Origin of the sequence: Sulfolobus sp. E5-1-F (genome assembly GCF_009601705.1) — an archaeon.
Taxonomy (GTDB): Archaea; Thermoproteota; Thermoprotei_A; order Sulfolobales; family Sulfolobaceae; genus Saccharolobus.
Genome location: NZ_CP045687.1, coordinates 1,006,294 through 1,032,124 on the forward strand (window position 1 = coordinate 1,006,294; position 25,831 = coordinate 1,032,124).

The 25,831-nt window shown below is 35.2% G+C and carries 16 protein-coding genes, 2 pseudogenes and 1 CRISPR repeat array; of the genes and pseudogenes, 6 read left to right on the forward strand and 12 right to left on the reverse strand.

All coding sequences use genetic code 11. From position 1 onward, the window contains the following. Positions 1-178: 178 nt before the first annotated feature. The 4 genes from cas2 to GFS03_RS04975 form a co-directional block, all read right to left on the reverse strand. A complete protein-coding gene (gene cas2 / locus GFS03_RS04960; RefSeq protein WP_181443796.1) occupies positions 179-478 on the reverse strand; it encodes a CRISPR-associated endonuclease Cas2 in 300 nt (99 codons plus the stop codon). A 1-nt stretch (position 479) separates the two neighbouring features. Then, positions 480-1,382, reverse strand: coding sequence for a CRISPR-associated endonuclease Cas1 (cas1, locus tag GFS03_RS04965; RefSeq protein ID WP_153422785.1), 903 nt, complete (start codon positions 1,380-1,382; stop codon positions 480-482). 680 nt (positions 1,383-2,062) lie between these two features. Further along, a CRISPR array of direct repeats spans positions 2,063-7,108; the repeat unit is 25 nt; unit sequence CTTTCAATTCCTTTGTGGATTTATC. Positions 7,109-8,160: 1,052 nt separating this feature from the next. Further along, positions 8,161-8,340: a hypothetical protein gene (locus GFS03_RS04970; protein WP_153422786.1), complete on the reverse strand. Its 180-nt coding sequence runs from the start codon at positions 8,338-8,340 to the stop codon at positions 8,161-8,163. A gap of 292 nt (positions 8,341-8,632) precedes the next feature. Next, positions 8,633-9,745 (reverse strand): hypothetical protein, encoded by a 1,113-nt coding sequence (locus GFS03_RS04975; RefSeq protein ID WP_153422787.1) that lies wholly within the window; start codon positions 9,743-9,745, stop codon positions 8,633-8,635. 70 nt (positions 9,746-9,815) lie between these two features. Here GFS03_RS04975 and GFS03_RS04980 point away from each other — a divergent pair. After that, positions 9,816-10,078, forward strand: a pseudogene (locus GFS03_RS04980) (IS1 family transposase); the annotation flags it as partial. Positions 10,079-10,187: 109 nt separating this feature from the next. Here the strand turns inward: GFS03_RS04980 and GFS03_RS04985 are convergent. Then, on the reverse strand, positions 10,188-13,229 hold the full coding sequence (locus GFS03_RS04985; RefSeq protein WP_153422788.1) for a hypothetical protein: 3,042 nt from the start codon (positions 13,227-13,229) through the stop codon (positions 10,188-10,190). A gap of 684 nt (positions 13,230-13,913) precedes the next feature. Here GFS03_RS04985 and GFS03_RS04990 point away from each other — a divergent pair. Both GFS03_RS04990 and GFS03_RS04995 read left to right on the forward strand, forming a co-directional pair. Next, a complete protein-coding gene (locus tag GFS03_RS04990) occupies positions 13,914-14,855 on the forward strand; it encodes a cyclase family protein (protein ID WP_153422789.1) in 942 nt (313 codons plus the stop codon). A gap of 15 nt (positions 14,856-14,870) precedes the next feature. Then, on the forward strand, positions 14,871-16,487 hold the full coding sequence (locus GFS03_RS04995; RefSeq protein WP_153422790.1) for an AMP-binding protein: 1,617 nt from the start codon (positions 14,871-14,873) through the stop codon (positions 16,485-16,487). Between the two features lie 1,318 nt (positions 16,488-17,805). Here GFS03_RS04995 and cas6 read toward each other — a convergent pair. Both cas6 and GFS03_RS05005 read right to left on the reverse strand, forming a co-directional pair. Further along, positions 17,806-18,588, reverse strand: a complete 783-nt coding sequence (gene cas6, locus GFS03_RS05000) for a CRISPR-associated endoribonuclease Cas6 (RefSeq protein WP_153422791.1) — start codon at positions 18,586-18,588, stop codon at positions 17,806-17,808. A gap of 108 nt (positions 18,589-18,696) precedes the next feature. Next, positions 18,697-19,280, reverse strand: a pseudogene (locus GFS03_RS05005) (IS6 family transposase). Between the two features lie 243 nt (positions 19,281-19,523). Here GFS03_RS05005 and GFS03_RS05010 point away from each other — a divergent pair. Genes GFS03_RS05010 through GFS03_RS05020 form a run of 3 tightly spaced genes read left to right on the forward strand, consistent with a single transcriptional unit; the run spans position 19,524 to position 20,506 of the window. Continuing rightward, entirely contained in the window at positions 19,524-19,754 is a 231-nt protein-coding gene (locus GFS03_RS05010) for a hypothetical protein (RefSeq protein WP_153422792.1), read from the forward strand. Next, complete coding sequence (locus GFS03_RS05015; protein ID WP_153422793.1) at positions 19,751-20,263, forward strand: DNA-binding protein; 513 nt, start codon at positions 19,751-19,753, stop codon at positions 20,261-20,263. The genes GFS03_RS05010 and GFS03_RS05015 overlap by 4 nt, the downstream gene beginning before the upstream one ends. A 6-nt stretch (positions 20,264-20,269) precedes the next feature. Further along, a complete protein-coding gene (locus tag GFS03_RS05020) occupies positions 20,270-20,506 on the forward strand; it encodes a hypothetical protein (protein WP_153422794.1) in 237 nt (78 codons plus the stop codon). Positions 20,507-20,871: 365 nt separating this feature from the next. On the opposite strand, the gene GFS03_RS05025 is transcribed toward GFS03_RS05020, so the two are convergent. From GFS03_RS05025 to GFS03_RS05045, 5 genes are read right to left on the reverse strand one after another with little or no spacing between them, the layout of a single operon-like run. Next, the gene (locus GFS03_RS05025; protein WP_153422795.1) at positions 20,872-21,630 is read right to left on the reverse strand and encodes an RAMP superfamily CRISPR-associated protein; all 759 of its coding nucleotides are present in this window, start codon (positions 21,628-21,630) and stop codon (positions 20,872-20,874) included. Position 21,631: 1 nt separating this feature from the next. After that, positions 21,632-22,546 carry a hypothetical protein gene (locus tag GFS03_RS05030; RefSeq protein ID WP_238699210.1) on the reverse strand — a complete coding sequence of 305 codons (915 nt, stop codon included), beginning with the start codon at positions 22,544-22,546 and terminating at the stop codon, positions 21,632-21,634. Next, positions 22,543-23,163: an RAMP superfamily CRISPR-associated protein gene (locus GFS03_RS05035; RefSeq protein ID WP_153422796.1), complete on the reverse strand. Its 621-nt coding sequence runs from the start codon at positions 23,161-23,163 to the stop codon at positions 22,543-22,545. Before GFS03_RS05035 ends, GFS03_RS05030 begins: the two co-directional genes overlap by 4 nt. Then, complete coding sequence (locus tag GFS03_RS05040) at positions 23,160-25,679, reverse strand: Cas10/Cmr2 second palm domain-containing protein (RefSeq protein ID WP_238699211.1); 2,520 nt, start codon at positions 25,677-25,679, stop codon at positions 23,160-23,162. Before GFS03_RS05040 ends, GFS03_RS05035 begins: the two co-directional genes overlap by 4 nt. Then, complete coding sequence (locus GFS03_RS05045) at positions 25,666-25,830, reverse strand: hypothetical protein (protein WP_238699213.1); 165 nt, start codon at positions 25,828-25,830, stop codon at positions 25,666-25,668. Before GFS03_RS05045 ends, GFS03_RS05040 begins: the two co-directional genes overlap by 14 nt. Position 25,831: the final 1 nt, after the last annotated feature.

Genomic DNA, 25,831 nt, shown 5'->3' on the forward strand with positions numbered 1-25,831 from the left:
AGATTTAAACTAGTGGAAGCGTACACGGTATAATCTTGAATTAGAAAATTAGACGCTATACATTATGTGTAATTTTCAGGGATCTACTAACTGAGTATTCTCTTCAAAAAGTAGTCGTAAATAGTTCAATCGTATGTGTAGATAGTATACCCGGAAAAGTTTTCGGGAAACCGCTAATCTACCATATGACATTACTCTTCTCCTCACTCTCTGAAGAACCTATTACTATTCTTTCCCTAAATTGGTTTTCAGTTATTGGCACAATCAATATGAAGAACCTCTCACCCTCTTTAAGTTTCTTCCTATTACTGATCATCTTCAATCCAGCCTCAACGTCCTTTAACCTTGAAGAGTTCAGATCCCCCATGAATACGCTGTACTGTATCCTATCTAACCCCTTCTTCTTCAAGAACTCAGCTACCCTAAGCCTAAGATTATCATCGGTAATATCGTAAAATATAAGATAAAGCATTACAATATCACTTCGCTAGATAAGGTCTATATTCCTCATTATTTAATATAGCGTTAACCAACCTTCTAGCCTGAGTGTAAATATCCTCCTCATTGATATCAGAAAAGAGAGAGTAAATTGTCTTAAGGTCATTTACCTTATCAGCATTTTCCCTTGCTAATCCAATAAGCTTTCTATCAACAAATGGACTCCTAAACTCCTCCATCAAATCGAAGACTAATGATGCCCTCCCACTCCTAAACTTATGTAGAAATCCAATATACGGATTTAATCCAACAGAGATTACAGCACTCCAGACAACTTTCCTCAACATCCCATACCCTATATTCAAAGCCCTATTGAAAGGATCTAAATTATCGCTTATCCTCTTCCTCCTTCCCTTAAATTCCAAGGACTTAGGCAACAAAACCCTAACCCCCCTCCAATAAACCTTAGCAGCCTCAGCCTCTTTCTGCATTACCTCTTCCACAGTGTTAGAAAACGAGACTTCCCTCATTATCCTATCCAGCTCCTCACTCATGAGATCGTATCCGTACTTCCTCTCATAATACCTCAACGTAATCCATTGATTGTGAATCTTACCGTAAATGAAGGACTTAGAGAAATCCACCTTTCTCCTCTTCCAGGCTTTTAACTGATTCAACCACACCTTAAATGAACCACCGTATTTCGCTGGAATCAATTTGGCGTAAGGCTCGTGATTATTAAAGAACACTAGCTCTATTCCGTACTCGTTCGCAACCTTTACCACTTCCGATGAGATCGAAGAGTTGACAAGAATAATAATTGATTGAAGCTCCGTAGGAGCAATTGACCATAACGTTTGTTCTTTAACCTTACAAGTGATTAACCCTTTCTCTAACTTCAGATAAGCACCAAAATCCTTAACGAACGCTATTTTCTTATCCATAGGTAAATTTGTTATCACCAACTTAAAAATAATCTGACGAATTCTAAACTACCAAACTGAGATATGCTCGTCAAGTTCTGAAACAATTTAAAGATTCTCATCAGTCTGTAAAATTGACAGAATGTGTGACAACTTGAGTTAAAATGTAATGTTTTCATGAGGATTTGCTAGTAGTAGCAGATATATATAATTATAAATGATAGTCGACTTCAGTCTAAATTCCTCCAATGTGCATCTTTTAAAGCTCGTGTTAATTTGCGTGATTAGCAGTACGCATTATATCATGACATGAGGAATAGTTTGAGAAAAATTTGAAAAGTGATAGGATCGGGCTTAAGACCCAGCCCGCGTTTGAGAAAAAGACAACTCGTTTAATTTTTCACTATTAGCCTATACAGTTTTATTGTCAAAAAATTGATCCCTTGAATATCTTTCCACTTTATTATTTAAATTAACGATCCGATGTAATGTTCACGTATAAGAATACGTCTGAGAATAATAATGTAGTAACGTATAGAGACGGAATATATGTGTATAAAAAATAAAAAGAAAATTATATAATATATGTGTATAATACTTATGTTTAAAAATGCCGTTAAAAGGTCAAAAGGGAAATTTTCAATAAGTCAACAAACTATCACTGAATACCCTAACGTGAATATTAATTTTGATGAATTATTCTTTCAATTCCTTTGTGGATTTATCTAAGATAACATTAGATATATACCAACAAAATGTAAATATCTTTCAATTCCTTTGTGGATTTATCATTGATAAAAAAGAGATTGTCTTTATAGTTTAAGATATTCCTTTCAATTCCTTTGTGGATTTATCGGCATTAATGAGCTTCCAAGGTTGTTAGCAACATTTTGTGCACTTTCAATTCCTTTGTGGATTTATCGTTTTTATGATGCTGTGGCGCTTGACACAACAGTAACAAGAGCTTTCAATTCCTTTGTGGATTTATCAGGGATAACAGCCACAACAAAAGACAGCAATAATGAGACACTTTCAATTCCTTTGTGGATTTATCGCTATTGATGCTAGCGGACCTAAAAATAAAAAGTTAATCTTTCAATTCCTTTGTGGATTTATCACCATTAACGTATCTGTCACTGGAAGATTGGAATAACTTTGTCAACCTTTCAATTCCTTTGTGGATTTATCACCGAGGCACCCAGTTATGCCAATTTAGTATATGACGCTCTTTCAATTCCTTTGTGGATTTATCGTAACTTGATGGAAAAAATCCAGGTGATAGACAATGAGCTTTCAATTCCTTTGTGGATTTATCACGTGTTGTTGCCAATAATAAGGGAAGAATATAAAAAGTCTTTCAATTCCTTTGTGGATTTATCCGAAACATATATTTCAAACTATGAATTATACTATAGAATTACTTTCAATTCCTTTGTGGATTTATCAAAATCCGAAAATCGAGATAGAACTAGACCCGAAAGAGACTTTCAATTCCTTTGTGGATTTATCTCTTTTGGAAACTTGTTCAGAGATAAGCCTGTATCTCTTAAACTTTCAATTCCTTTGTGGATTTATCATGACGTTTTGTATGATGGTGTGAATGTTGTAAAGCGTTCTTTCAATTCCTTTGTGGATTTATCAGTATCTTAGAGCTGGAGTTGCCGAATTTCTACGCAAACTTTCAATTCCTTTGTGGATTTATCCTATAAAGGGTAGAATAAGGTTTAAAAGGAATGAAGACCCCTTTCAATTCCTTTGTGGATTTATCCGTCACTTTCGCTGTAATGTCTGCACTTCCCGTCATTTCTTTCAATTCCTTTGTGGATTTATCTGTTGAATTTTTAGCTAGTGAGTTAAATGCTGAGATTGTAGTCTTTCAATTCCTTTGTGGATTTATCAGCAATATTGAATAATCGCCTAAGGCTTATCTTGAAGTTCTTTCAATTCCTTTGTGGATTTATCCGGCTAGACTGAAAGTAAAAAAAAAATTGGACCGCAAAAACGCTTTCAATTCCTTTGTGGATTTATCCGAATATATTCTAGCAAAAAAACTTACGCAAATATATTCGCTTTCAATTCCTTTGTGGATTTATCAGAAAATCGTTATGATGGAGGATGGTGTGCATGAAGACCTTTCAATTCCTTTGTGGATTTATCATACATATTTAAATATTTCTAAAAAACCAAGAAAGATCTTTCAATTCCTTTGTGGATTTATCATACTAAATTGGCATACGATGGTGCCTCAGTGTAATATCCTTTCAATTCCTTTGTGGATTTATCTATTTGTCAGGTAAGTCATTATAATCAACAAGATTATCTCTTTCAATTCCTTTGTGGATTTATCTTGTACTTGAACTTAGTATCAACTGATGTAAAAGTCTTTCAATTCCTTTGTGGATTTATCAACGGTTGTCTCACTGGCGTAAACATATAGAAGTTTAAGATTCTTTCAATTCCTTTGTGGATTTATCAAAAAATTAAAGTTTGGAACTTGCTTTTTGCGTAAAAAGCTTTCAATTCCTTTGTGGATTTATCAAAAAATTAAAGTTTGGAACTTGCTTTTTGCGTAAAAAGCTTTCAATTCCTTTGTGGATTTATCAGTACCCAAATTTTAACTGAAGATAAGTCAGAGGTATACTTTCAATTCCTTTGTGGATTTATCAAAGCCGTTGTAGGCTCAGTACCCTCGGCTACAGCGTCATCTTTCAATTCCTTTGTGGATTTATCTTTGGTTGCCGTATTTGAAATCTGTTATTGTAAGTTACTTTCAATTCCTTTGTGGATTTATCGAAATGGGGTGGGTTTGCGAAACAAGCCTCAACAGTATCGCTTTCAATTCCTTTGTGGATTTATCTTGATAATAAAAGTTTTACAGCAAGAGTAGAAACGATAACTTTCAATTCCTTTGTGGATTTATCAGTCTTGACGTTTGCTAATGGATTTGGAGGAGGTAGTGGTTTCTCTTTCAATTCCTTTGTGGATTTATCTTAACTCACCATACTCCCGCTAGCTTTTGCCCTACATTATATCTTTCAATTCCTTTGTGGATTTATCTAAAAAACGCTAACTAGCACTGACGCTAAGCCAAACTTTCAATTCCTTTGTGGATTTATCTTTACGCTCCGCAGAATTTCCAACAAGTCCTAGCTGAGATCTTTCAATTCCTTTGTGGATTTATCACAAACCACCCTTGATTTGGTGATGGTGGGAATGATGTACTTTCAATTCCTTTGTGGATTTATCCAAAGGATGGGAAACTGAGTGCCGTGGGGGGCCTTTTCTTGGCTTTCAATTCCTTTGTGGATTTATCCGACATAATAGTACAAGCCACTGGTATTCCTAAAGGCTTCTTTCAATTCCTTTGTGGATTTATCGTACCACCCAAGTAAACACTGTCTCCGCTAAAACTACTCTTTCAATTCCTTTGTGGATTTATCGTATTTGGGCGATAAAGTAGTAATTTTAGGTCAGTCTTCTTTCAATTCCTTTGTGGATTTATCCAAAGGCTATTCCTTTCTTCATGATTAAGAGGATTGATAACTTTCAATTCCTTTGTGGATTTATCTTGCGATTTTATGAAACTGATGAGGAAATAGAACTGTATCTTTCAATTCCTTTGTGGATTTATCAATATTCATGGAAGAAAGTCTACGCTATATAACCATAACTTTCAATTCCTTTGTGGATTTATCCTAAACGATCTACAGACGATAATTGATGCCGTTATGGCTCTTTCAATTCCTTTGTGGATTTATCAAGACATCGTTAAGATTCTGGAAGTTACCATTTTGATAATATCTTTCAATTCCTTTGTGGATTTATCCATAGAAGGTACGATGGAGGACTATGCGGGTGAGTAATACTTTCAATTCCTTTGTGGATTTATCCTAAATCCAGACCAAACAGAATTAATTACACAATATGAGCTTTCAATTCCTTTGTGGATTTATCAATGTCATTTCCTGCGGTAGTAAATGCACTGATTATCGCCTTTCAATTCCTTTGTGGATTTATCAATCTCATGTCTTTTCTTTATCTTATCTGGCGTTATTTCCTTTCAATTCCTTTGTGGATTTATCGTAATACTCCGCTTTACGCTTGGATAGAATCATATTCATACTTTCAATTCCTTTGTGGATTTATCAAGGATTATACATATATGCATGTTTGATAACGTGATACACTTTCAATTCCTTTGTGGATTTATCTTTGGAGAAGAGTTTTCTGGGAAAGAAAACAGAAGAGAACTTTCAATTCCTTTGTGGATTTATCGGGACGATGTCATCAGTGCAGTAGATGCAAAGTACAAACCTTTCAATTCCTTTGTGGATTTATCTTAAGAAGAGAAACAATAAGCTGATATTAGAGTTCTACAACTTTCAATTCCTTTGTGGATTTATCATAGCCAGCACCAAAACCAGCCGCGGCAAACCCTAGTGCTTTCAATTCCTTTGTGGATTTATCCTTGCTTAAGAACGAGAATCTCTATCCAAATGCTGCTGACTTTCAATTCCTTTGTGGATTTATCGACGACACCCCAAGGGATAAATCGTACTATCGTGGAAATTCTTTCAATTCCTTTGTGGATTTATCTCAGTTTTCATCCAAGTAGTAACAACGGTGCTAATAATTTCTTTCAATTCCTTTGTGGATTTATCCTGAAAACTTTGTATTTTTTCTATACGCAAAAGATGGACTTTCAATTCCTTTGTGGATTTATCATCTAGTCTCAAATGAATATTTGGAATTATATGTGGTCTCTTTCAATTCCTTTGTGGATTTATCCTTTAACAAGTTGGTTGAGATTCTTAATAACGCACAACAACTTTCAATTCCTTTGTGGATTTATCAAAATTGAACAACTCTTACTTAAGCACAAACCATATAAGTTCTTTCAATTCCTTTGTGGATTTATCAGTAGTATGTTATTTCTCAATGGTGCTGGGTATGGTGGGCTTTCAATTCCTTTGTGGATTTATCTCTATGGTCTTCACAAAGTGTTCCCGCTTCGGGAAGTTCTTTCAATTCCTTTGTGGATTTATCGAAGAAAATACATTATTACAATCACAACAACTCACAACTTTCTTTCAATTCCTTTGTGGATTTATCGAATGTAACCGTAACAAATAGTTCCCCTATTCCAGCTTTCAATTCCTTTGTGGATTTATCGATTTGTTCGAACACAGTACGACTCAAGACGTAAAAAACTTTCAATTCCTTTGTGGATTTATCAGAGGAATAAACTGAAATGTTTGGGTTTGTCCATTACTAGCTTTCAATTCCTTTGTGGATTTATCTAGGTGTTTTTACCGCAATCTCAATCCTAGATTATATCTTTCAATTCCTTTGTGGATTTATCGGAAGTGGCCGACACTGATAAACTTTCAAATAAATATATCTTTCAATTCCTTTGTGGATTTATCTTAATCTACAATACTTTGCACAAACGTTTGGGATGATTCTCTTTCAATTCCTTTGTGGATTTATCAAATATTCTACCCATGCACCGCCTTTAGTTGCAATAACTCTTTCAATTCCTTTGTGGATTTATCAAAAAAGAAGAAGAACAACTAAACGAAAATCAGAAAATACTTTCAATTCCTTTGTGGATTTATCCTGACCTTGTTTTTGGTGGTGTTGTAGTAGACAAATTTGCTTTCAATTCCTTTGTGGATTTATCTTGTTTTTATCGCAACGGCAAGCTAGTAAAGCGTATTGACTTTCAATTCCTTTGTGGATTTATCTGGTGTATTTTTATACTTCTATATCGTTATCTCTCGTTTCTTGCTTATAAGTTTTTCATTTCTCTCATCTTTCCACCATGCGACCAATTTTAGTTGTAATTAATTTAACAAATTGTGGTCGCAAGGATTTTCTGTTTAATTGAAACATGGGTTAACATTTATATACGTTCAATTATTTCATAACGATTCGTTTCGGTCGCATCTAGACTCGAACTATTACACTTTTAAACCCCTTAATCAACTCGAACTTTAATAGTTATATTTATTGGAGAGATTCCATCTAAATTCGTTACATATCGAAAATAACTGTTTCATTCTTACCCTATTATTTTTGATTGTCTTTCATTTTTACGCACAGTTATCTTTTTAAAAAGACTTATAATCACGTAAATTTCACGTTTAATCCTACGACGTAACACTAAAAATTATTTAAAATGATAAAAATACATAATAGTATAGGACGACTGGGAGTGTTCTCATGCAGTCATCTTATTCGAGAACTGTTAGTAAAATTATATCAGACTAGAAATTTTTATAATTACTAATCTTAACCTATAGGTTAAGGAATTAGAACACTAAGGAAATAGGTTAAACTCTGACGAAGTATCGAGAGGAACTTTTACGATTAGTACTTTACGTAAATTTACCTTAAATCACTGAAATCTTAAATATTGACATAGATTCTCCTCAATGAGATTTAAGTAACTATGAATAGTTAAGGCGTACATAGTATAAATATACCTTAAATCTTACATAGGAAAGATTAAACATTATACACTCTATACCTAATTTTCGGGGAACTGTTATACGCTGTATTGTTATAACCTCCATTGGGCCAGCTTAGTGTTAATGGTTTACTCTGAGTGGAATTACTAAAATGATTAGATAGTAACTAGAAACTCAGAAAACTCTCATTGTAACTCTTGTTAATTTACTAAATAGAAAGCATACACCCAATAAGATTTAGGTTTACTGCTGTAACTATTGCTGTCTTGTATTGTGAATGAGACATTTAACACGTTGTATGCTATTACGGCATAAGCAACAAAACCTTATATGAATACTGCTAATGCTAGTAGCGCTGCAATATGGTTGTCTTCATCAAGTCTATACTTGCTAAAAGTTTTTAATAAGAGTTTCATAGGTCTTAGAAACGATTTATATAAACTTCTCTCTTGAAACTTGGACTCTTTAAACGCACCTAGAGATGTAGTTTCAAGGGCAAATATCATAGAAGCCAGACTCTTCACATTGAGACCTAATATTTTATAATAACTTTTTAATGAAGATCTTTCATGAGAATTCTATTGGACGGAAAAGTTTTGTTACCCTTACGATATTAAGAGATCGTAATATACCATAGTAAAACCAGGATAATCTCTCTAGGCTGAAACTAAAGAAATAGTTAAGAACTATTACTTGCGAAAATTTCTAGTCTGATATGATTATAAGACTAAATATCGAAGAATAAGATGATTGCATGGAACTCCCCCTCTCTCTACTGTAAACACTCGACCTTAAAACCTAGACAAATCTACTTAATATCCCTATTATAGGGACTATTATTAAGATATATATGACTGTTCCCAATAAAAATCCAAACCTTAATATAGTCAAATAGTATATCATAATACCAACCAAATCTAACCACAGACCATCTGCAAGACCTACTCCACCTAGTATACCTTCTACCTCCACCCCAAGGCTTTTATTAATGTTGTTAAGTTGTCTTCCCTTTAGGTAATCCACTATGATATTATCAGCAACAGCAGGCAGAAAAATAACGGGAAAAGTGTTTAAAGTTAGTGGAGAAAAGTATTCGTTAGCTAATAATCTCGCAGTATACCATATGACGATAATCAATATTGGGAAAAACAATGATAATCTAATTGGCGATACTACACCTATGGGGGTAACTTTTGCAGTGGACTTATCTAAGAGAACCAAAGGCTTCATCGATACCCAAAATATAAGGAAGGAGGAAGCAATTACAAGTAGGAGTGTAAAAGGTGTTACTTGGAAGAATGAATTCTCTGAGTATTTTAACGCAATTATAACCATGGGAATTAAGGATAAGTTGAGTTTGTTTCTCTTAGTACCAATTGCTATAAATGAGAGTAACAAACCTACAACGGAACCATAGAGAAAGGGAGTTATTGAAATCTTAGTGTAGAATGAGAGAAGAATTAGGACTGAGAACATTACGGACCCAAACCACAACTGTACTGTGGATAACGAAACTATGTCTGCGTTCCTATTCTTTAACCTAATCAAATACATTACTAGAGTTGGTGGAATTGAGTAAAGCAGAGAGACAATAATCCCAGTGAATATTCCTAAATTAAAGGGAAAATATAATTCAACGCCAAAGAAGTAGTAGTTAATAAAGATAGACCAGTACCAGATAATGTAATATTTGCCAGGTTCATTACCTTTAAAGAGTTTATAGGTCAATAGAGAAACGATAACAGAGTAGAATATCAAATTTACTAGAGTGGTGAGTAATTCGTGGTAGTGAGTTAAACTTTGAATTTCGGGCAAAGGAAGATAGAACTTTTTTAAATAATGTAAGATTAGAAAGGACAAGATACCGGTCGCAAATAACCTAAATTCATGAGAATAGAACCTTATAGCCATCGCATGATTCTTTACCCCTCAATTATAAACTTTTTGCTCGTTAAATTTTCATAAAGAGTTAAGAGACACTACTAGGGTAAACTATACTGATCATTACTGTGTTTATCAAGTCCTTGATAAAAGGGTAGTAAGAGGTACACTGTGGAGAGTCATAATTCTTGGTGTAGATCTTGCTAGGTTAGGTAGGGATACTAAGGTTAATAGGAGTGGGAGGATGGTAGATTACGGCTTGGCCTTATTGAGCATTATGTATCCTCACATGTTCTCAAGAGGGATAAGTTGAACGAAACCTACTTGAAGGCAGTACAGTATATTAGAGATAATCTGATATAATTTTACAGCTAAATATCGAATAAGATGATCATATGAGAACACTCCAGTAAAAATTATATTCATAAAAAACATTTTTTATTACTCTTCTTTTTTTAAAAAAAGGGAAGACTTACTTCCTTCTTCCCATGAACATAGCTACAATAATAACAGCTATAACTACTATTACTATGATAACGCCTATCATAAGCTCCACATTACTAGATGAAGCAATTGAATTTGAATTCGTAACCTGAGTTGTTATATTAGACGTAGTGCTAACTACCGGTTTGAACTCTAGTGAAATTATCTCAGCTTTATTTAACGTCAACTTTCCCTCTGTAACGTTGGGGACATAGTTATTATTAATGAAGAATATTCTATACTCGTATGTACCATAAGGTAAAGTTATATTTAACAATGACGACGCAGTAGTGTAGTTCTTACCATCTATGCATATTGACCATTTAGTTCCGTTAGGTAAACCACTTTCCTCAAAAGTCAAAGTAAAGTTTTCTGGAAAGAATGTGAGCTTCAACTCAGTATTTTCACTTAGGTTCACGATGTTCACTTCAGAATTTGCTACATAATACTGAGAATATGCTCTAACTTCGTACTCTCCATAGGGCAACGTTATATTTATCTCACTAGCTGTGGTAGTATAATTGCTACCATTAATATCTACTATCCACTCATAACCAATAGGTAAGCCACTTTCAACCACTATCAAGGTGTAGTTGATGGGACTAAATTTGACGTAAATTATTTCGTTAGATGTTAAGTTTACAAGGCCTTGGCTAACGTTATTTAAGTAGTGAGCTGAGAATATCTTATAATCGTAAACTCCCTCTTGCAACGTTATTGTAATGGAATCTGACGTAGTAGTGTAGTTCTCATTATTAATGTAGACTGTCCAGGCTTCACCATGGGGTAGCCCTTCCTCTTTAAACGTAATTTCATAGAATATGGCATAGAAGCTAACTTTTATGGTTATATTATGAGTTAAATTAACGTAGCCCGAAGATAATGTCTTATAGCCACTCACATTAAGTACTTTATACTCGTAATAACCATGGGGCAATAGGATAGAGATACTGCTTGTAGTTGAAGTATGTACAGTTCCATTAATCCATACTGACCATTTAGTTCCATTAGGTAAACCGGACTCAATGAAGGTGATATTATATAGCGTTGGAACTGGAGTGAAAATAACACTTATTTGAACGTTGGAATCGGTTACGGTAACTTCCCCAGCGGAGTGTGAGACAGTATATCCTGGGACGCTACTTATGCTATATGAATACGTCCCTGGAGTAATACTGAACGTTATAGTGTTAGATGTTGACGATTTTGTAATGCCATTGAGTGTGACTGACCATTTTGTTCCGTTAGGTAAACCAGACTCAACAAAGATAACTTGATGCGGTAGTACGTTATCAAGTGATATTTCCTCCACATAATTTCCAAAATTTCCGGTTAAATTAAAATTATATATCCCTTGTTTGCTTGAGGCAGATATCGCTAGCCTACTGGCATTTTGTGGTAAAGGCAAATAATAAACTCCTTGATTAAATAGATAGCTCTTAAATGAGGTTAACGTTCCTAGGGAGTTCAATGAGAAGAGAGATACTATTGTCTGATTCTGATTTACAGTAATTTTTAGCTCTCCTTGTGAAACTGTGGCGTTAAAGTAATCAAGCCCCGTATTAAATGTGGCGTCTGGATAGCTGAAAGTACCATATACTGGATAGATAGTATAACCGTTCATAGAAGTAGGAATGTCAAGGATTGAGCTATTATAATTGCCAAATATTAGTTCCCCTGGTGGTATACTATTGTTTTGAATATTACCTTGAACACTGAATAAGGTAGTCCCGGGAGAATTAGAAGTTCCTATAGAAAACCAATTCTCTCCTACAACACCTAATCCTAGATTTGGAACTTTCACCCACTGATTTCCTATTTTCATCTCCATTCCTTGAATTACTGTAACAGGATTTGGAATAAAGGAAGTTGCGTTCTCAGACCATATCCTCGCCTCTGTTAAAACCTCAAATCCCAAGGTGAATCCTCCGTTAGAGTAAGTAGTTTTAGTGTTTATGTAACCGTTTAATCCGGGTTCTACAATGGGAGTACCATTTACAAAAAATCCCCATGTGGTATTGGAAATAAGTGCCATGGTAAAATTATAAATATCTCCAGGTATGAGAGGGTAGTTGGAATCTGTTCCCCCTACAGTTTGAAACATATTTGAAAATATTCCCCATCCTGCATATGATGTGTAGAAAGAACCTTGAGAGCCATTAACCCAGTTGTTGAATCCCACTTGGGCCCACCAGAAACTGCCATTGGGTGCATAGTAGCCCTCCCCTATCCAAATCGCTAGAGGATAGGCAGAAGTGTAATTTGGAGCTTTCAATAAGAATGATAATCCTGTATTATTTTCATAGAAGTTAACTGGTACGAAGTTTAGTGCGAATTGTGGAGGTATAGTTATAAGGGAGGCTATGTAATTATCGATGTAATAGTCCCAAAGGCTATAAGCATAATATCCCGTTGAAGGACCTAAATTTTTAACAACTAGCGTTAGTCCTTGTCCAGAGTAATTGAAATTCACATATCCATAAGCGTTATTGGGTTCTATCGATATGAGGGAGAACGGATTACCCACTATCACTTTTGAGTAGATTTTGGTTGAGCCTAAGTATACGCAGAACTCTATGGTTGAATTCATGGCACCGAAGCTTAGGCCTTCTGGTCCTTCAGTTGGATATAGGCTTAGCGTAATAGTTTGATATCCATTTATTGGCTTATATGGATGGTATCCGTTGGGCCCTCCAGCCCACGGTGCAGGAACAAAATGGATTGACACATTTGCACTTCCCTGCACATTTAAAACGTTAACAGAGTTGCTAGTAACATACAAAGGATCACATGAGCTCACTACGTAAATGTATTTACCATTGGGAAGGTTAAATGAAAGTTGATTAGAGTAACTGGAATATCTAGCTATACAATCATTTCCTTGGGAGAATATTCTAACTACCCACTCATTCCCGCTTGGTATTCCAGTTTGAGTAAAAACTACGTTCCCTGAAGAAGAATAAGCGCTTTGTTCAGTGACTTGGGGTGTATAACTAGTGTGTGATGACCAATATTGAAGATCGAGTTGCATGTATTTCAGAAGCTGTTGATTAAACTGAGTCAGGTTACCTTGGGGGGAAGTGAATGTAGAATTACTGTAAAAGTAAGAAAAACTTAACGAAGATTGAGGCAATACCAGAAACGTTAACAGTAGAGAAACTATTAATCTTATCTTTTTGTGCTCAAACTTCGTTTTTATTACCTCTTTGATATACAATTAAATAATACTAATATAAAAGGATTATCTTCTATTAGGGGGCATATACGACAAATGTGGGTACAAAGCTTCACTATTTAGAAGGAGATGAATTCACTGCTTGGTTGAACTCTTGAATATTTCTCAATAATCATTATTACCTTTATTTCAATAAATCCTAATATATGTAGGAGTCTTCAGAAAATGACGTACAGTATATAACATTTAATTTTTTCCGATGTAAGATTTAAGGAGTATTTATACTATACGCGCTTAAACTATTTTATAATTATTGAAATCTCCATGAAGAGAATTTACGTTAGTGTTTAAGGTTCAAGGTAAATTTACGTAAAGCTCTAATTAAGGTATCTTGAGTCACCCTTATATGTATTTAAGTGCCCTTTCAACATAAATTCAAATTTGTTAAAGTAGATTTTAAGTTTATAATTAAAATCGTTTATTTCTATAAAAAGGGAATGTTAATTAAAAGTTAAATATAAGATATTAATAATTATAAACATGGAAGAAAAAGTAACTACTTTAGAAGAATTACTTAAGGACTCTCCGACTAACTGGAGAAGATGGGGTAATGATGATGAAGTAGGTGCACTAAACTTTAATGAAGTATTAAGAGGTATTAAGGCTGTAAGGCAAGGTAAGGTCTTTACACTTCAGGTGATTGTGGGTTCACCTAAAGGTGATCCAGTATGGCCCGGTAGAACATCTGCTATTAGAATTAACGTTAACGATAAAGGGTATTACATGTCGGGTAAAAATAAGCTACTTTATGGCGGGTTAGAATACGCTGATGATATTATAATAATGTTCTTACAAGGAACTACTCAGATAGATGCGCTAGGACATACTTGGTATGGTGATAAAATATGGAACGGTTATAGTGCAATGGAGACGATAGGAGGTCTTAGTAAAGCTAGTGTTCTTCCTATAGCTCAAAGAGGTATTGTAGGACACGGAGTGCTAATAGATGTGGCTCGATGTAAAGGTGTAGAATCGTTATCTCCCGGGGAAGAAATAACTTTAAATGATCTGCTTTCTTGTGCAAAGAAAGAAGGCATTGAGATACAAAAGCATGATATACTCTTAATTAGAACAGGCTGGATAGCACAGTATTTCAAAAAAGATCCTGCAGAATTTTATAAAAACTTTGTAGAGCCTGGATTAACTTATAGAAAAGAATTGATAGAATGGTTCCACAATATGGAAATTCCTGTCCTTGGAACGGATACTATAGGAAATGAAAGAACAACTCATCCAGATACGGGAATAGTATTGCCACTTCACGCTGCACTTATGAGAAATTTAGGAGTAGTATTCAATGAGATCTTATGGCTAGAGGATCTAGCAGAGGATTGTAGTAAGGATGGACAATGGGATTTCTTATATGTTGGTGCACCGCTTAAGGCTACTGGTGCTCCAATAAACCCAGTAGTAATAAAATGAGGAGGTGACTTAGGTTTGAATTCGAGTTATGAAATAGATCTAAGAACGTTTAGAACTGACGACTATGATGTACTATATAGGGAATTCAAATGGACTATTCCAGAGTATTTCAATATGGGTGAAGCTATTTCTAGAAATAAAGATGGTATTGCAATAATTTATAGAGATGATGAAGGAAATAAATCAGAAACTACTTACAGTGAGTTGAATTCGTTCTCAAATCAGGTTGCTAATTTCTTATCAGAATTAGGTGTGAAAAGAGGTGAGCCAGTAGGAGTTATGATAGGACCTAGGCCAGAGACCGCAGCCGTAATAGTTGGTATATATAAAATGGGAGCAATCGCACTATCGATGACTCCACTATTCGGAATCGATGCTGCAAATTATAGAATTCAGCATAGTGGGGCTAAAGTGTTATTTACAGATAGGGAGGATATAATTAAGGAACTGAAAGCTCAGACAGTAGTTAGTTTTAGTAAAGGTAATTATACTTTTAGCGATATAAAGAAGAGTTCTTCATCTTTCACTCCAGTAAAGACTAAGTCATCAGAACCCGCTCACATGTTATATACTTCTGGAACTACGGGATTACCTAAAGGGGTTTTATTATCTCACGCAGCAGTTCTAGCCCATGTACCTTGGTATCAGTTCGTATTCGAAATGGCTCCGAGAGAAGATGATATATTCTCTCAGTTAGCGGATTGGGGTTGGATAGCTGGAATATTAGATGTGGTAGTTCCAAGCCTTTATTTCGGGAAACCAATGGTTGCATATAATAGAGGTGGAAGATTAGATCCTAGAAGGGTTATGGAAGTTCTAGAGGAAACTAAGGCTACATGCTTCTTTGCACCACCTACTGCGTTAAATATTATAATGAAATCTGTAAATCCTAAAGATTATGATCTAAAATTAAGGTCATTGGTAAGTGGTGGTAGTGTTGTTACTTTTGACTTGATAAAATGGAGCAGGGAGAAGTTAGGTGCTCCTTTAAATGTAGGGTATGGTCAGACTGAGGCTAATGTATTAACTGGAACTAATAGTAAGATAATGCCTATGAAGATATTGGAGGAGAAGGGAGGAGGCAACTTATTAGGTAAACCGATACCTGGACATGTTATTGAAATAGTTGATGAGAACCTAAATGTTTTACCTTATAATCAAGTAGGAGAAATTGCTGTAAAGTTACCAGATCCTATAGTTATGTTAGAATACTATAAGAACCCAGAAGCTACGGCTAAGAAGATAAGGGGTGGTTTCCTACTGACGGGAGACCTAGGATGGAAGGATGAGTACGGTTATATATGGTTTAAGAGTAGAAGTGATTTCTTAATAAAGAGTAGTGGATATAGGATAGGTCCAGAGGAAGTTGAATTCGTAATTAATCAGCACCCTGCCGTCTTAGAATCTGCTGTAATAAGTAAGGAGGATCCAATTAGGGGTGAGATAATTAAGGCGTTTATAGTGTTAAAGCAAGGTTATGAGCCTAGTGAGAAATTAAAGGAGGAGATAGTGAGTTTGGTTAAGAACAGGTTAGCAGCTTATGCTTATCCTAGAGAGATCGAATTTGTTAATGAAATACCTAAAACTGAGTCAGGTAAGATCAAGAGAGCTGAATTAAAGAAGAGAGTGTAACAGAAATTGATGAATCATATTTTTTAACCCTTTTCCAATTTTCTCTTGCTTTTCTTTTTTTTTTAATCCTAAAATAAGGGAAGTAATTATACTAAAAATATAGTGTGTGTCTTAACATACCCATGAAGAAGAAATGGAGATAGAAGGATCTAAAAGAGTATAAAGTCTTACTACAAAAATCACAAGTATGGAAAGCAATTTACTTAATTTGAAATGAATCGTGTAGATTGTTTTTGAGCATGAAATAAATACTTTTGTTTGGCGTGATACCTTTTTGGGTGAGCATGAGATTTTTGTTGGTATGCACATGTCTAATAGATAGAATATCCCAGTGCTCACCCAGGTTATAATTATTGACCACACTCAAAAGCGTTATAGAATAAATAGAAAATATACTACGATATGATACGAGTTTAGTTATACTTATTACCGATGAATTCGATAAGTAAAGTTCGAGTTGATTAAGGAGTTTAAAAGTGTAATAGTTCGAGTCTAGATGCGACTAAAACGAATCGTTATGAAATAATTGAACGTATATAAATGATAACCCATGTTTCAATTAAACAGAAAAATCCTTGCTACCACAATTTGTTAAATTAATTACAACTAAAATTGGTCGCATGGTGGAAAGACGAGAGAAATGAAAAACTTATAAGCAAGAAACGAGAGATAACGATATAGAAGTATAAAAATACACCAGATAAATCCTAAAAGGAACTGAAAGGTGAAAGCTGGATATCGTCTATAGACGTAGTCCAATAGATAAATCCACAAAGGAACTGAAAGCTAAGGATTTTGAAATAAGAGAATTTGACGCACTATGATAAATCCTAAAAGGAACTGAAAGGCTACAATAAACTGAAGATTCTGTCTCACCCTGTTCTTCGATAAATCTTAGAAAGAACTGAAAGGGTTTAGTGATGATAGGCCAGTCCCGCTGAACTATGATGATAAATCACAGAAGGAACTGAAAGGATGAAATTTAGAGTTGTATAAAATCTTATTCTACATATGGCAAATCTCCCAAAAATTGAAAGATGTTCTTATTGTCGCTTAAAAATCAAGAAAACCTCGCCTTTTATGATAGACCCAAAATCACCTCCTTAAAAAATAAATCTACAGTATTACTAAGCGTTTTCTATAATTTAACTAAAAATCCTCTACATTGAATATATTATCAATAAGTGATAGAATGAATAAAAGTCTGAAATCCTCCCTCTTCACGTTATTCTTGAACAAGGTGAAGAGGGAATAGAGGAGCATTGGCAAAAAGAAGCCTAACTGTTAGGGCAAGGTTGTTCACGGAAAATTACTACATCTATTCAAGGAATGTGACTTCTACTTCTCCAAAACCTATATTTCTGCTCTTTCCTATACCGAAGTAGTTTGCGTAATCTAAGAGCCTTCTGATGTTTTCCCTTAATTTACTTCCCTTCTTAGCTTTTAATTCAAATAAAACCCATCCCACAAACCCCTTATTAGGTATGTTCCCATAATATGCAGTTAAAGGCCTTATCCTATAATTTACTTCTCTAAAATAATATAGGGTCTTTGTACCAGTTACTCCAACGATCTTGCTATTCATATATCTGTTCCAATGGGAGACTATGGAGTAAAAGAGGAGTGGAACGTAAGGGAACAAGACATATCTATTGGCTTTTCTTTTTATGCTTGGTCTTGGTGGTTGTAGGAGTGTTGGTGTCTTAAAGTGAATTTTATAAAATCTGGCATCTTTAACCTTAAACTCTTCCTTCACTATTATATTTTCCAACTCAACGTGAAATTTCGTATTGTAAATTTCCTTATCAACGCTTTCTGTCTTTACCACTTCCTTTACGACATCCTCTAATAAGGTGTTTACGGTAAATGTGTATGTGTTTTCAGCCTTTAGCACTATTTTACTTTTACCCGTGGAGTATAGGGGTTTACCTTGATCTTTTATTACGGTTATTCTTAAGGGTTTGTGTGGTTCCTTGCTTTCAATGATCTTTGAGTAGGTTGGGGAGAAGGATAAGAATAAGGTCCTACTGAGTTTGGATGTAAAAGGGGGAACGATCACGTCATTAGAGGTTTTTAGTTGAAATTGTAAAGTATAAATCACAGTATTAAAAAGTATATAACATAACTTTAAACTTAACTCGAGCAATTGGACAGTAGCGAGTGTGGTCAACAATTTCATACATTTGAAATATTTACATTTATATAATTATTACTCTTTATCCACTAAATACACTTGAGAGTAAAGAAGGTTGTAGAGTAGGAAGAAGATTGAGAGCCAACTCTTTAACCATTAAAATAGGGGAAAGTTCATGGGGGGAGCCTATCCTTTAATGTCATTGCTCGGCGTAATTCCTCCTACCAAACCCTCTTATGCCCAACATTAAACCAGTCAAGGGACTGATATCCCGTCATGTAAGTAAACTACCCTATTAACCCTCCTAACTAATAATTCCCCTAACGTTAACGATCAACACGTGAAAACTCCTCAACACAACATCCCTAATAATCCAAGCGTAGTAATAATTACCCCTAACGCAAACAACCTTAGTCCCGTAAATACCACTCAAGAATACACATACTTAACCCTACCAAGCCTCTTATAATAGTAGAGCAAAGGGATAAGTCAGCTAAATAACTAGGCTTAACGCTATCTCCTCCATAACGTGAAATCTTGGCTTAAGATTAATATAAGGATTAAGATAACTTGGGTGAGCACAGAGATATTCCATCTATTACACATGTGTATGCCAACAAAAATCCCATGCTCACCCAAAAAGGTATTACGCCAAACAAAAGTATTTATTTTGTTCATGAAAACACTTTACACACTTTATTTCAAATTAAGTAAATTGCTTTCCACATTCTTTTCGAGAGAGATTACGCCCTTAGACAAGACCTACTTGAATGGAATACAGTATATTTTAGAGATAGTCTGATATAATTTTACTAATAGTTCTCGAATAAGATGACTGTATGAGAACACTCCTCTATATTTCAACTAACGTTTTAAGTTATTATGGTTTAATTTAATATTATATGATAGATGAGAAGGCTTTGAAGGAGTGGATTGAGAGATTTAATGAAGCTAAGGAAATTAGGAGAAAATATGCAGACTGGGACTTCATAAGATCACAACCAACAAAAATAAGAATAGCACTAGAATACTACGTAGAGACCGGCGATTTATATAATGCATCAAAGATATCTGGAATGAGTATGGAAGAATTTAACGAATTGAGAATAAGGGCGAGGATTCCCAGTATATGATTGCTATTGCAGATACATCGTTTTTGATAGATTGGGTTAGATACTCAAAACGGGATCTAATTTTTCATATTTTCGACCTTGTTTATGTTCCAGAATCTGTATTTAATGAGGTTAGAAGTGAAAGAACGCTCTTATGGATTGCTCAGGGACTAGAGAGTAATAAACTTGCAATATTCCCAGAACTACCCCAAATTAGAGATGAGGCATTGAGATTAGTTTATGAGACCAGAAGACTTCCACTAAGACCCGTTGATTATCCAGAAGCTTATTGTGTAGTTGTCGGTAAGGTCTTGAGATATACTGTATTAACGGAAAATGGAGGTGCTGTAGCGCTAGTAAATTACTACAAGGAATATATGGACGTAAAGGTTATGAGAGCATTGGAAGTCTTAGTTGAACTTCACAGAAATGGATTAGTAACAGACATAAGAAACGAAATTAAGGAGTATTCTAGGGAGACTGGGCACATGTTTTCTAATAAAGATTTAAGTTATTATGGTTTAATTTAATATTATATGATAGATGAGAAGGCTTTGAAGGAGTGGATTGAGAGATTTAATGAAGCTAAGGAAATTAGGAGAAAATATGCAGACTGGGACTTCATAAGATCACAACCAACAAAAATAAGAATAGCACTAGAATACTACGTAGAAACAGGGGACTATAGAGGTGCTTCAGAAATGGCTGGAATGGCAATAGATGAGTTTGTGGACTTCGCTAAAGATAAAGCTAAGATTCCTACAGTTCTTTAACAAACGAAACAAGGCAATTTACAGAGCACTAATCTGCTAAGTTATTAAGGAAAATGAGTATTAATGTTGCGTTTACATAATGATTTTTGAGTTCACTGAAAGGGCTTTCTAGTACTTTACGTAAATTTACCTCAAATACTAACACAGATTCTCTTCAAGGAGATTTCAATAATCGTAAATACACCAAGCGTGTATAGTATAAATACACCTTAAATCCTACATTGGAAAAATTAAACGTTATATACTATAGGTAATTTTCAGCAAACTACTATTGATGAACCTTCTTCACTGATAGAGTTACATGATAAACACTTCTTCTAAGTATGCTTAAAAAAGACTTGCTATTTTTCAAACTTCCTCATTTGTTAACTCAGATATTCCCTAAGTTCGGTGAATTTGGGAGTCTCAATAACGTTATTTATAACTGCATACTCGCTTTCCTTTTCGTCTAGTACAATGTAACCAATACCCCTAGACTTACTTCCTCCAATGAAGTAGCCAATCTCTTTCAAGAACTTTAAAGTATTTTTCCATAATTCAAACTCATTTCTAACTATGACTCTAACCTCAATCTTTTCAGTATCAACTATCTCCTCACCAAACAAATGTCCTTCAGAACCCTTTTTACTCTTCCTTTCAATAGTAACGTGTATTCTCTCCATGATCCTTGAATCGCGAATAACGCTATCCGAAATAGTTATACCTCCTGCGAAATAATTACTTCCATATAACCTCTCTATTGGACAGTTGTATTCGTTGTAAAGTTTCATCAGATCAGTCAAACTTCCACTATCCAGTTTATCAACATTTATACCATTTTGTGTAATAACATCCTTACCAATTTCGCTTATGGCTATCCTTCTGAACTTCTCATCGCTCTTCAGTAAGGTATTTATCGTTTTAACGTCTACCTCTTTTTTACTGTGCCCCTCAAAATGTTCTTCACTGTTGAAAATGATCTCACTAACCCTTCTAAACATTCCCTTCCAACTACTGGCAGGGATCATTACTTCATCTGCACCTATCCTCAATTGACGTAACACGTTGTCACCTACCTCTTGACCTCCACCTACCCTGAAACCAGTCCTTAATCTGAAATTCAGCCTGAAAACCTGAATAGACATTCTAACTCACCTTATCAAGTAGTGACTTTAAGTCTGATATTCTGAACATGAAATTTAGACCAGCGGGCATCAAACTCTTCTCACTACTAAAGCTCTCAACGTAAACTAGCGAACCTTCCTTAAGCGTCTCAAAAACTGGCTTTTGACCGCTAAAACTATCAACAGTAAACCAGCCGGAGTAAATTGATTTATCCCCTATGATGTATTTAGCTTTAAAGAACGTTTTACCAAATAGCGATGTTACACAAGGCGATAGACAGTATAACAACCCTTTAGACTGGTCCAATGAAACTTCCCTAACCTTTTCAACGTCGACAATCTTATTGCCCCTATTCTTTCCCCTACCAATCTTTATTCTCTTAATAGTATCAATAATTTCAGAGTCTGAGGCAATAGCCCACATTTCATCAAATTGCTTGTACTCATAGGCGAACAACATTCCCTTATATGACGATATTGATGTTTTATCAATAGCTACGTGCATTTGAATAATTGATTTACTCGAGAATCCTTTGTACTTGTTCTCCTTATCAGTCTCCCCCTCATATGTTATTAAAGATCCGATCTTTGGCTTGGGGTATTTACCCTCTATGTTCAATTTCATTATTTCCTCAATTGGCTTATTAGCGTCAAACTCCTTTTCCTTTCTCTCAAGTATCTTTTTAGCCTCAATGAACTCATCACCCTTCCTCTCAGTAGCAGGGCTAAAGTAATGGGCTGGCGCAGTCCTAATTGGATAAGCTGGGGATACGTAAAAGTTCTCGTCAATCTTCCCGGTTTGGTTATAGTATTCAGCTAGTATAGCTCCCCTAAGAGTTGTTGAAGGAATGTAGTTCGTTATTGAGAAGTAGTAATTCCTAATTCTCCTCATTTGAGTAGTTATGTAGCCTTTAACCTTTAACCTTATTAACATCATTTGCCCTCAACCTCCCACAAATATTTGGAAAGTTGGTTTAATATTCCCTTAATTTCATCATCGCACCTAACGGTCTTACAAATCTCCTCAACGTTATTTACCTTTACGTCAACCATAGTATTCCTTCCCAATCTCCAATACCTTAAACCCAGAATAGAGTAAAGTAAAAGTTTAAACAACCTCTCATCATTGCAATTGTAGTGAATTGTAAAGGAAATGTCACTATTTGGCAATATGATTTGTTGAGTAAAAAGGGAACCCTCCTTAGCCTTTTGCGTTTTATCATCAATTGAAACTCTAGTTATATGTGATACACGGTAATTAGCTTGGGAAACCTCTATAGTGAAACACGACGTAAGGGAATCTGGATAACCGAAAAGCTTACAAACGTCACAAATCCCATTTTTGTGAGCTTCCTTAATGCTTTCAGGCTCTATTTCCCCACATGACGTAAACCCTTTAGGTAATAAATTATGTACTGCAGTCCTCATTGCGCCCTTTATTGTTGATGGTGGAACTCCTAATGGGTTTAGAGGTATATCAATAGAGCTTATAGTACTTCCTCCAGCTATTGTGAGTGAACCCAAATTCTTCATGCTAACCTTAATCGATATCATATTCCCACCCTAATTGACTTTAAGATGAAATAGTAATCGTAAAGTGGAAACACGAAATTATCCCTATCCTTTAAAGTGAAATTAATTATCTTCCTAGTCAAATCGTTTTCCTCGCTCTTAGCCTTAGCCCTTATCAAGTAGGCTAAAGTATTGTAAAACTCGTGAGTATCAGCGTAATTGACGAAATTCTCTAAAGGTCTAATCTTATCCCTAATTACCTTCCTTCCCTCTTCCGGATTCCCATACAACTCAATGAGCTTTCCAAAGTCATTCAATTCCATCATTCTTAGGAAATTCTCTACATCATCAATGTCATTGGAAACCATTAACAAACTCTCCTTCTTTTTCCTATAACTTTCCAAATCACTCTTAACAACACCCTCACTTGCCAAAGTCGAAGAAAACACCAAAACCCCTATTGAGGACTTCTCACCCGTATGGATCTTGCTCTCTTCCATAAGCGCATTTACAGCATTATAAGCGAATTGTACTGGGTGGTCTGGCTTAACAGATATAACACCCACCTTGAACGTAAACCCCGTATAATTTACACTATTCTTAAACATTTTAACAGCAAATGGCACTGCAATCGCTGAGGGCGACAATAACATTATATCATCACCACCTAAGTAAAGCACACCTAGTAAAATCCTTGAGACCAGATCCTTCTTAATTGACTCATCATTAGAAGCCCTCATAATTTCCAGTAACGTATCGTAGAACATCTTCTTCACTCCAAAATCTAACCTAAAACTCTTATCTACATACTCTGAAAACGTAACAGTATTTCCAAAGATCTTTCCAGCGTTATTCCCATCAGCCTTAATTAAGGCAACATATCTACTATCAGAAATATTACGATAACCCGCAATAATCTCCATGGCGTATTTACTAGCGTACTCATCACTCTTACGCTCAAATTTTATATCGTTCCTAGGACAAATCTTAATAAGTTTTTGTCCCTCATCAACTAGAGTATATGTAGATTTATACTTGGCCATAAAACCTCTATCCTTAGATAGGTTCCTAACTAGTTTACAAGTCTCACATAAGTACTCGCCATCCTCACTCTCATCAACAGCCGGCCTTATCCCACAATTATCACAAACTCTATGCAAACCATAGGAGTAAACTCTCCCATCTCCATTAATCAAATACCTCTCATAACTCTTAGACCTTATCTCCTCGTAAATCTCCTTGTAATTCCTAACGTAGCTCTCATAGGCAAAGTCAACAACCTTAACGTCTAATCTAATATCTAACTTGCTAAGAGCTGAGGAAGAACCACTTCCCAATAAAGCCTTAACCTCATCCTTAGAACCAACATCACTCCTAACTATAATATATGAATGCCCACCATAACCACTTAACAACGCCTCAGCGGGGATTCTAGACTTCTTACCAGTCCTCTCGTAATATGCTTGATCTAAGAGTATAAATGAATAAACTGAGGTTACAAAGTCCACTAGAAAACTAGCGAAACTCATCTCCCTTAACTTTGGAAAACTCGTTATGAATCTCTGTATTCCAGGGAAATCAACGTAAACAAGATAACCTATAGGATTACCCTCAACTTTCTGACTAACAACAGAATTACTTATTATATCATACAATCTCTTACTCTCTTCCTTATACGTCTCATCACCGTACTTCTCTAAACACTCCATACACTCCTTTGTCCTCGCATCCTTGCCATAACACAAACTATAACACTCACCTATTTTCGAATTATTTAAAGCACCTTTAACGATCTCACTAAACCTATCAGTAGCTGCAGCCAACCTATCAGCATTGTTCAAAATAGTCTCCAAAGGAGCGTGATGCTGTTCAATTAAACTCTTCACCCTGGTCAAATTGGCCTTTAGACACTCGGATCCCTCAATAACTTCATCCAAAATCTTAATAGATTCACTAACGTGTTGAGTTGGGTTAAACAACTTACCTAAATCATGAAGTAAAGCCGAAATCCTTAAGTAGTTTAAATCCACTGATCCCTTTTGCAACAACCAGACTAAAATTGATGACAATTGAAGGTGAGAGGCCAATGACGTGAAATTATATCCTGGCCTAGTATCAGCTGGAACGTAAAGTAGTTGCTCGTAAATTTTCCTCAAAGTTGTTACGTAATCTAAAACTTCTCTAACAGCATCCTTTTTTTCCTCTAATTTATCCAATAATTTTTCAGTATCATCAACTGGCATGGGATCATCTGATAAATGCCTAGACACTATATAAGCAAAGAAGTACTCATAGGGAGTTGACAGCTCGTTATTAGAATGGGAAGTTTGCATTTTATTACTAGATACGTAAGAAATCAACATAGGTAGTTTGTAAATCATAGAAATCAGATCGGCGAAAATATTAGTTGCTTTCGTCTCATTATTTCCAGCAAACTCACACGCTGAAAGCGCCAACGCCTTTAAAGCGTCTACAACGCCTTTCCTTAAACTCTGCACTTCACTTTCGTTCACTAACACAACCCTTTTTTCGGGTAACAACAATTTACCCCTTATCATACCTCACCACCATCTCAATATACTTTACCCCATTACATTCAATTTTCCTTATATTGCCCTCCTCACTTTCCTTACAATCCATCTCATAAAGGTAATCCTTCCCAGGCTTACACTCCTCAATATACAAATCATATCTAATACACTTCTTCATT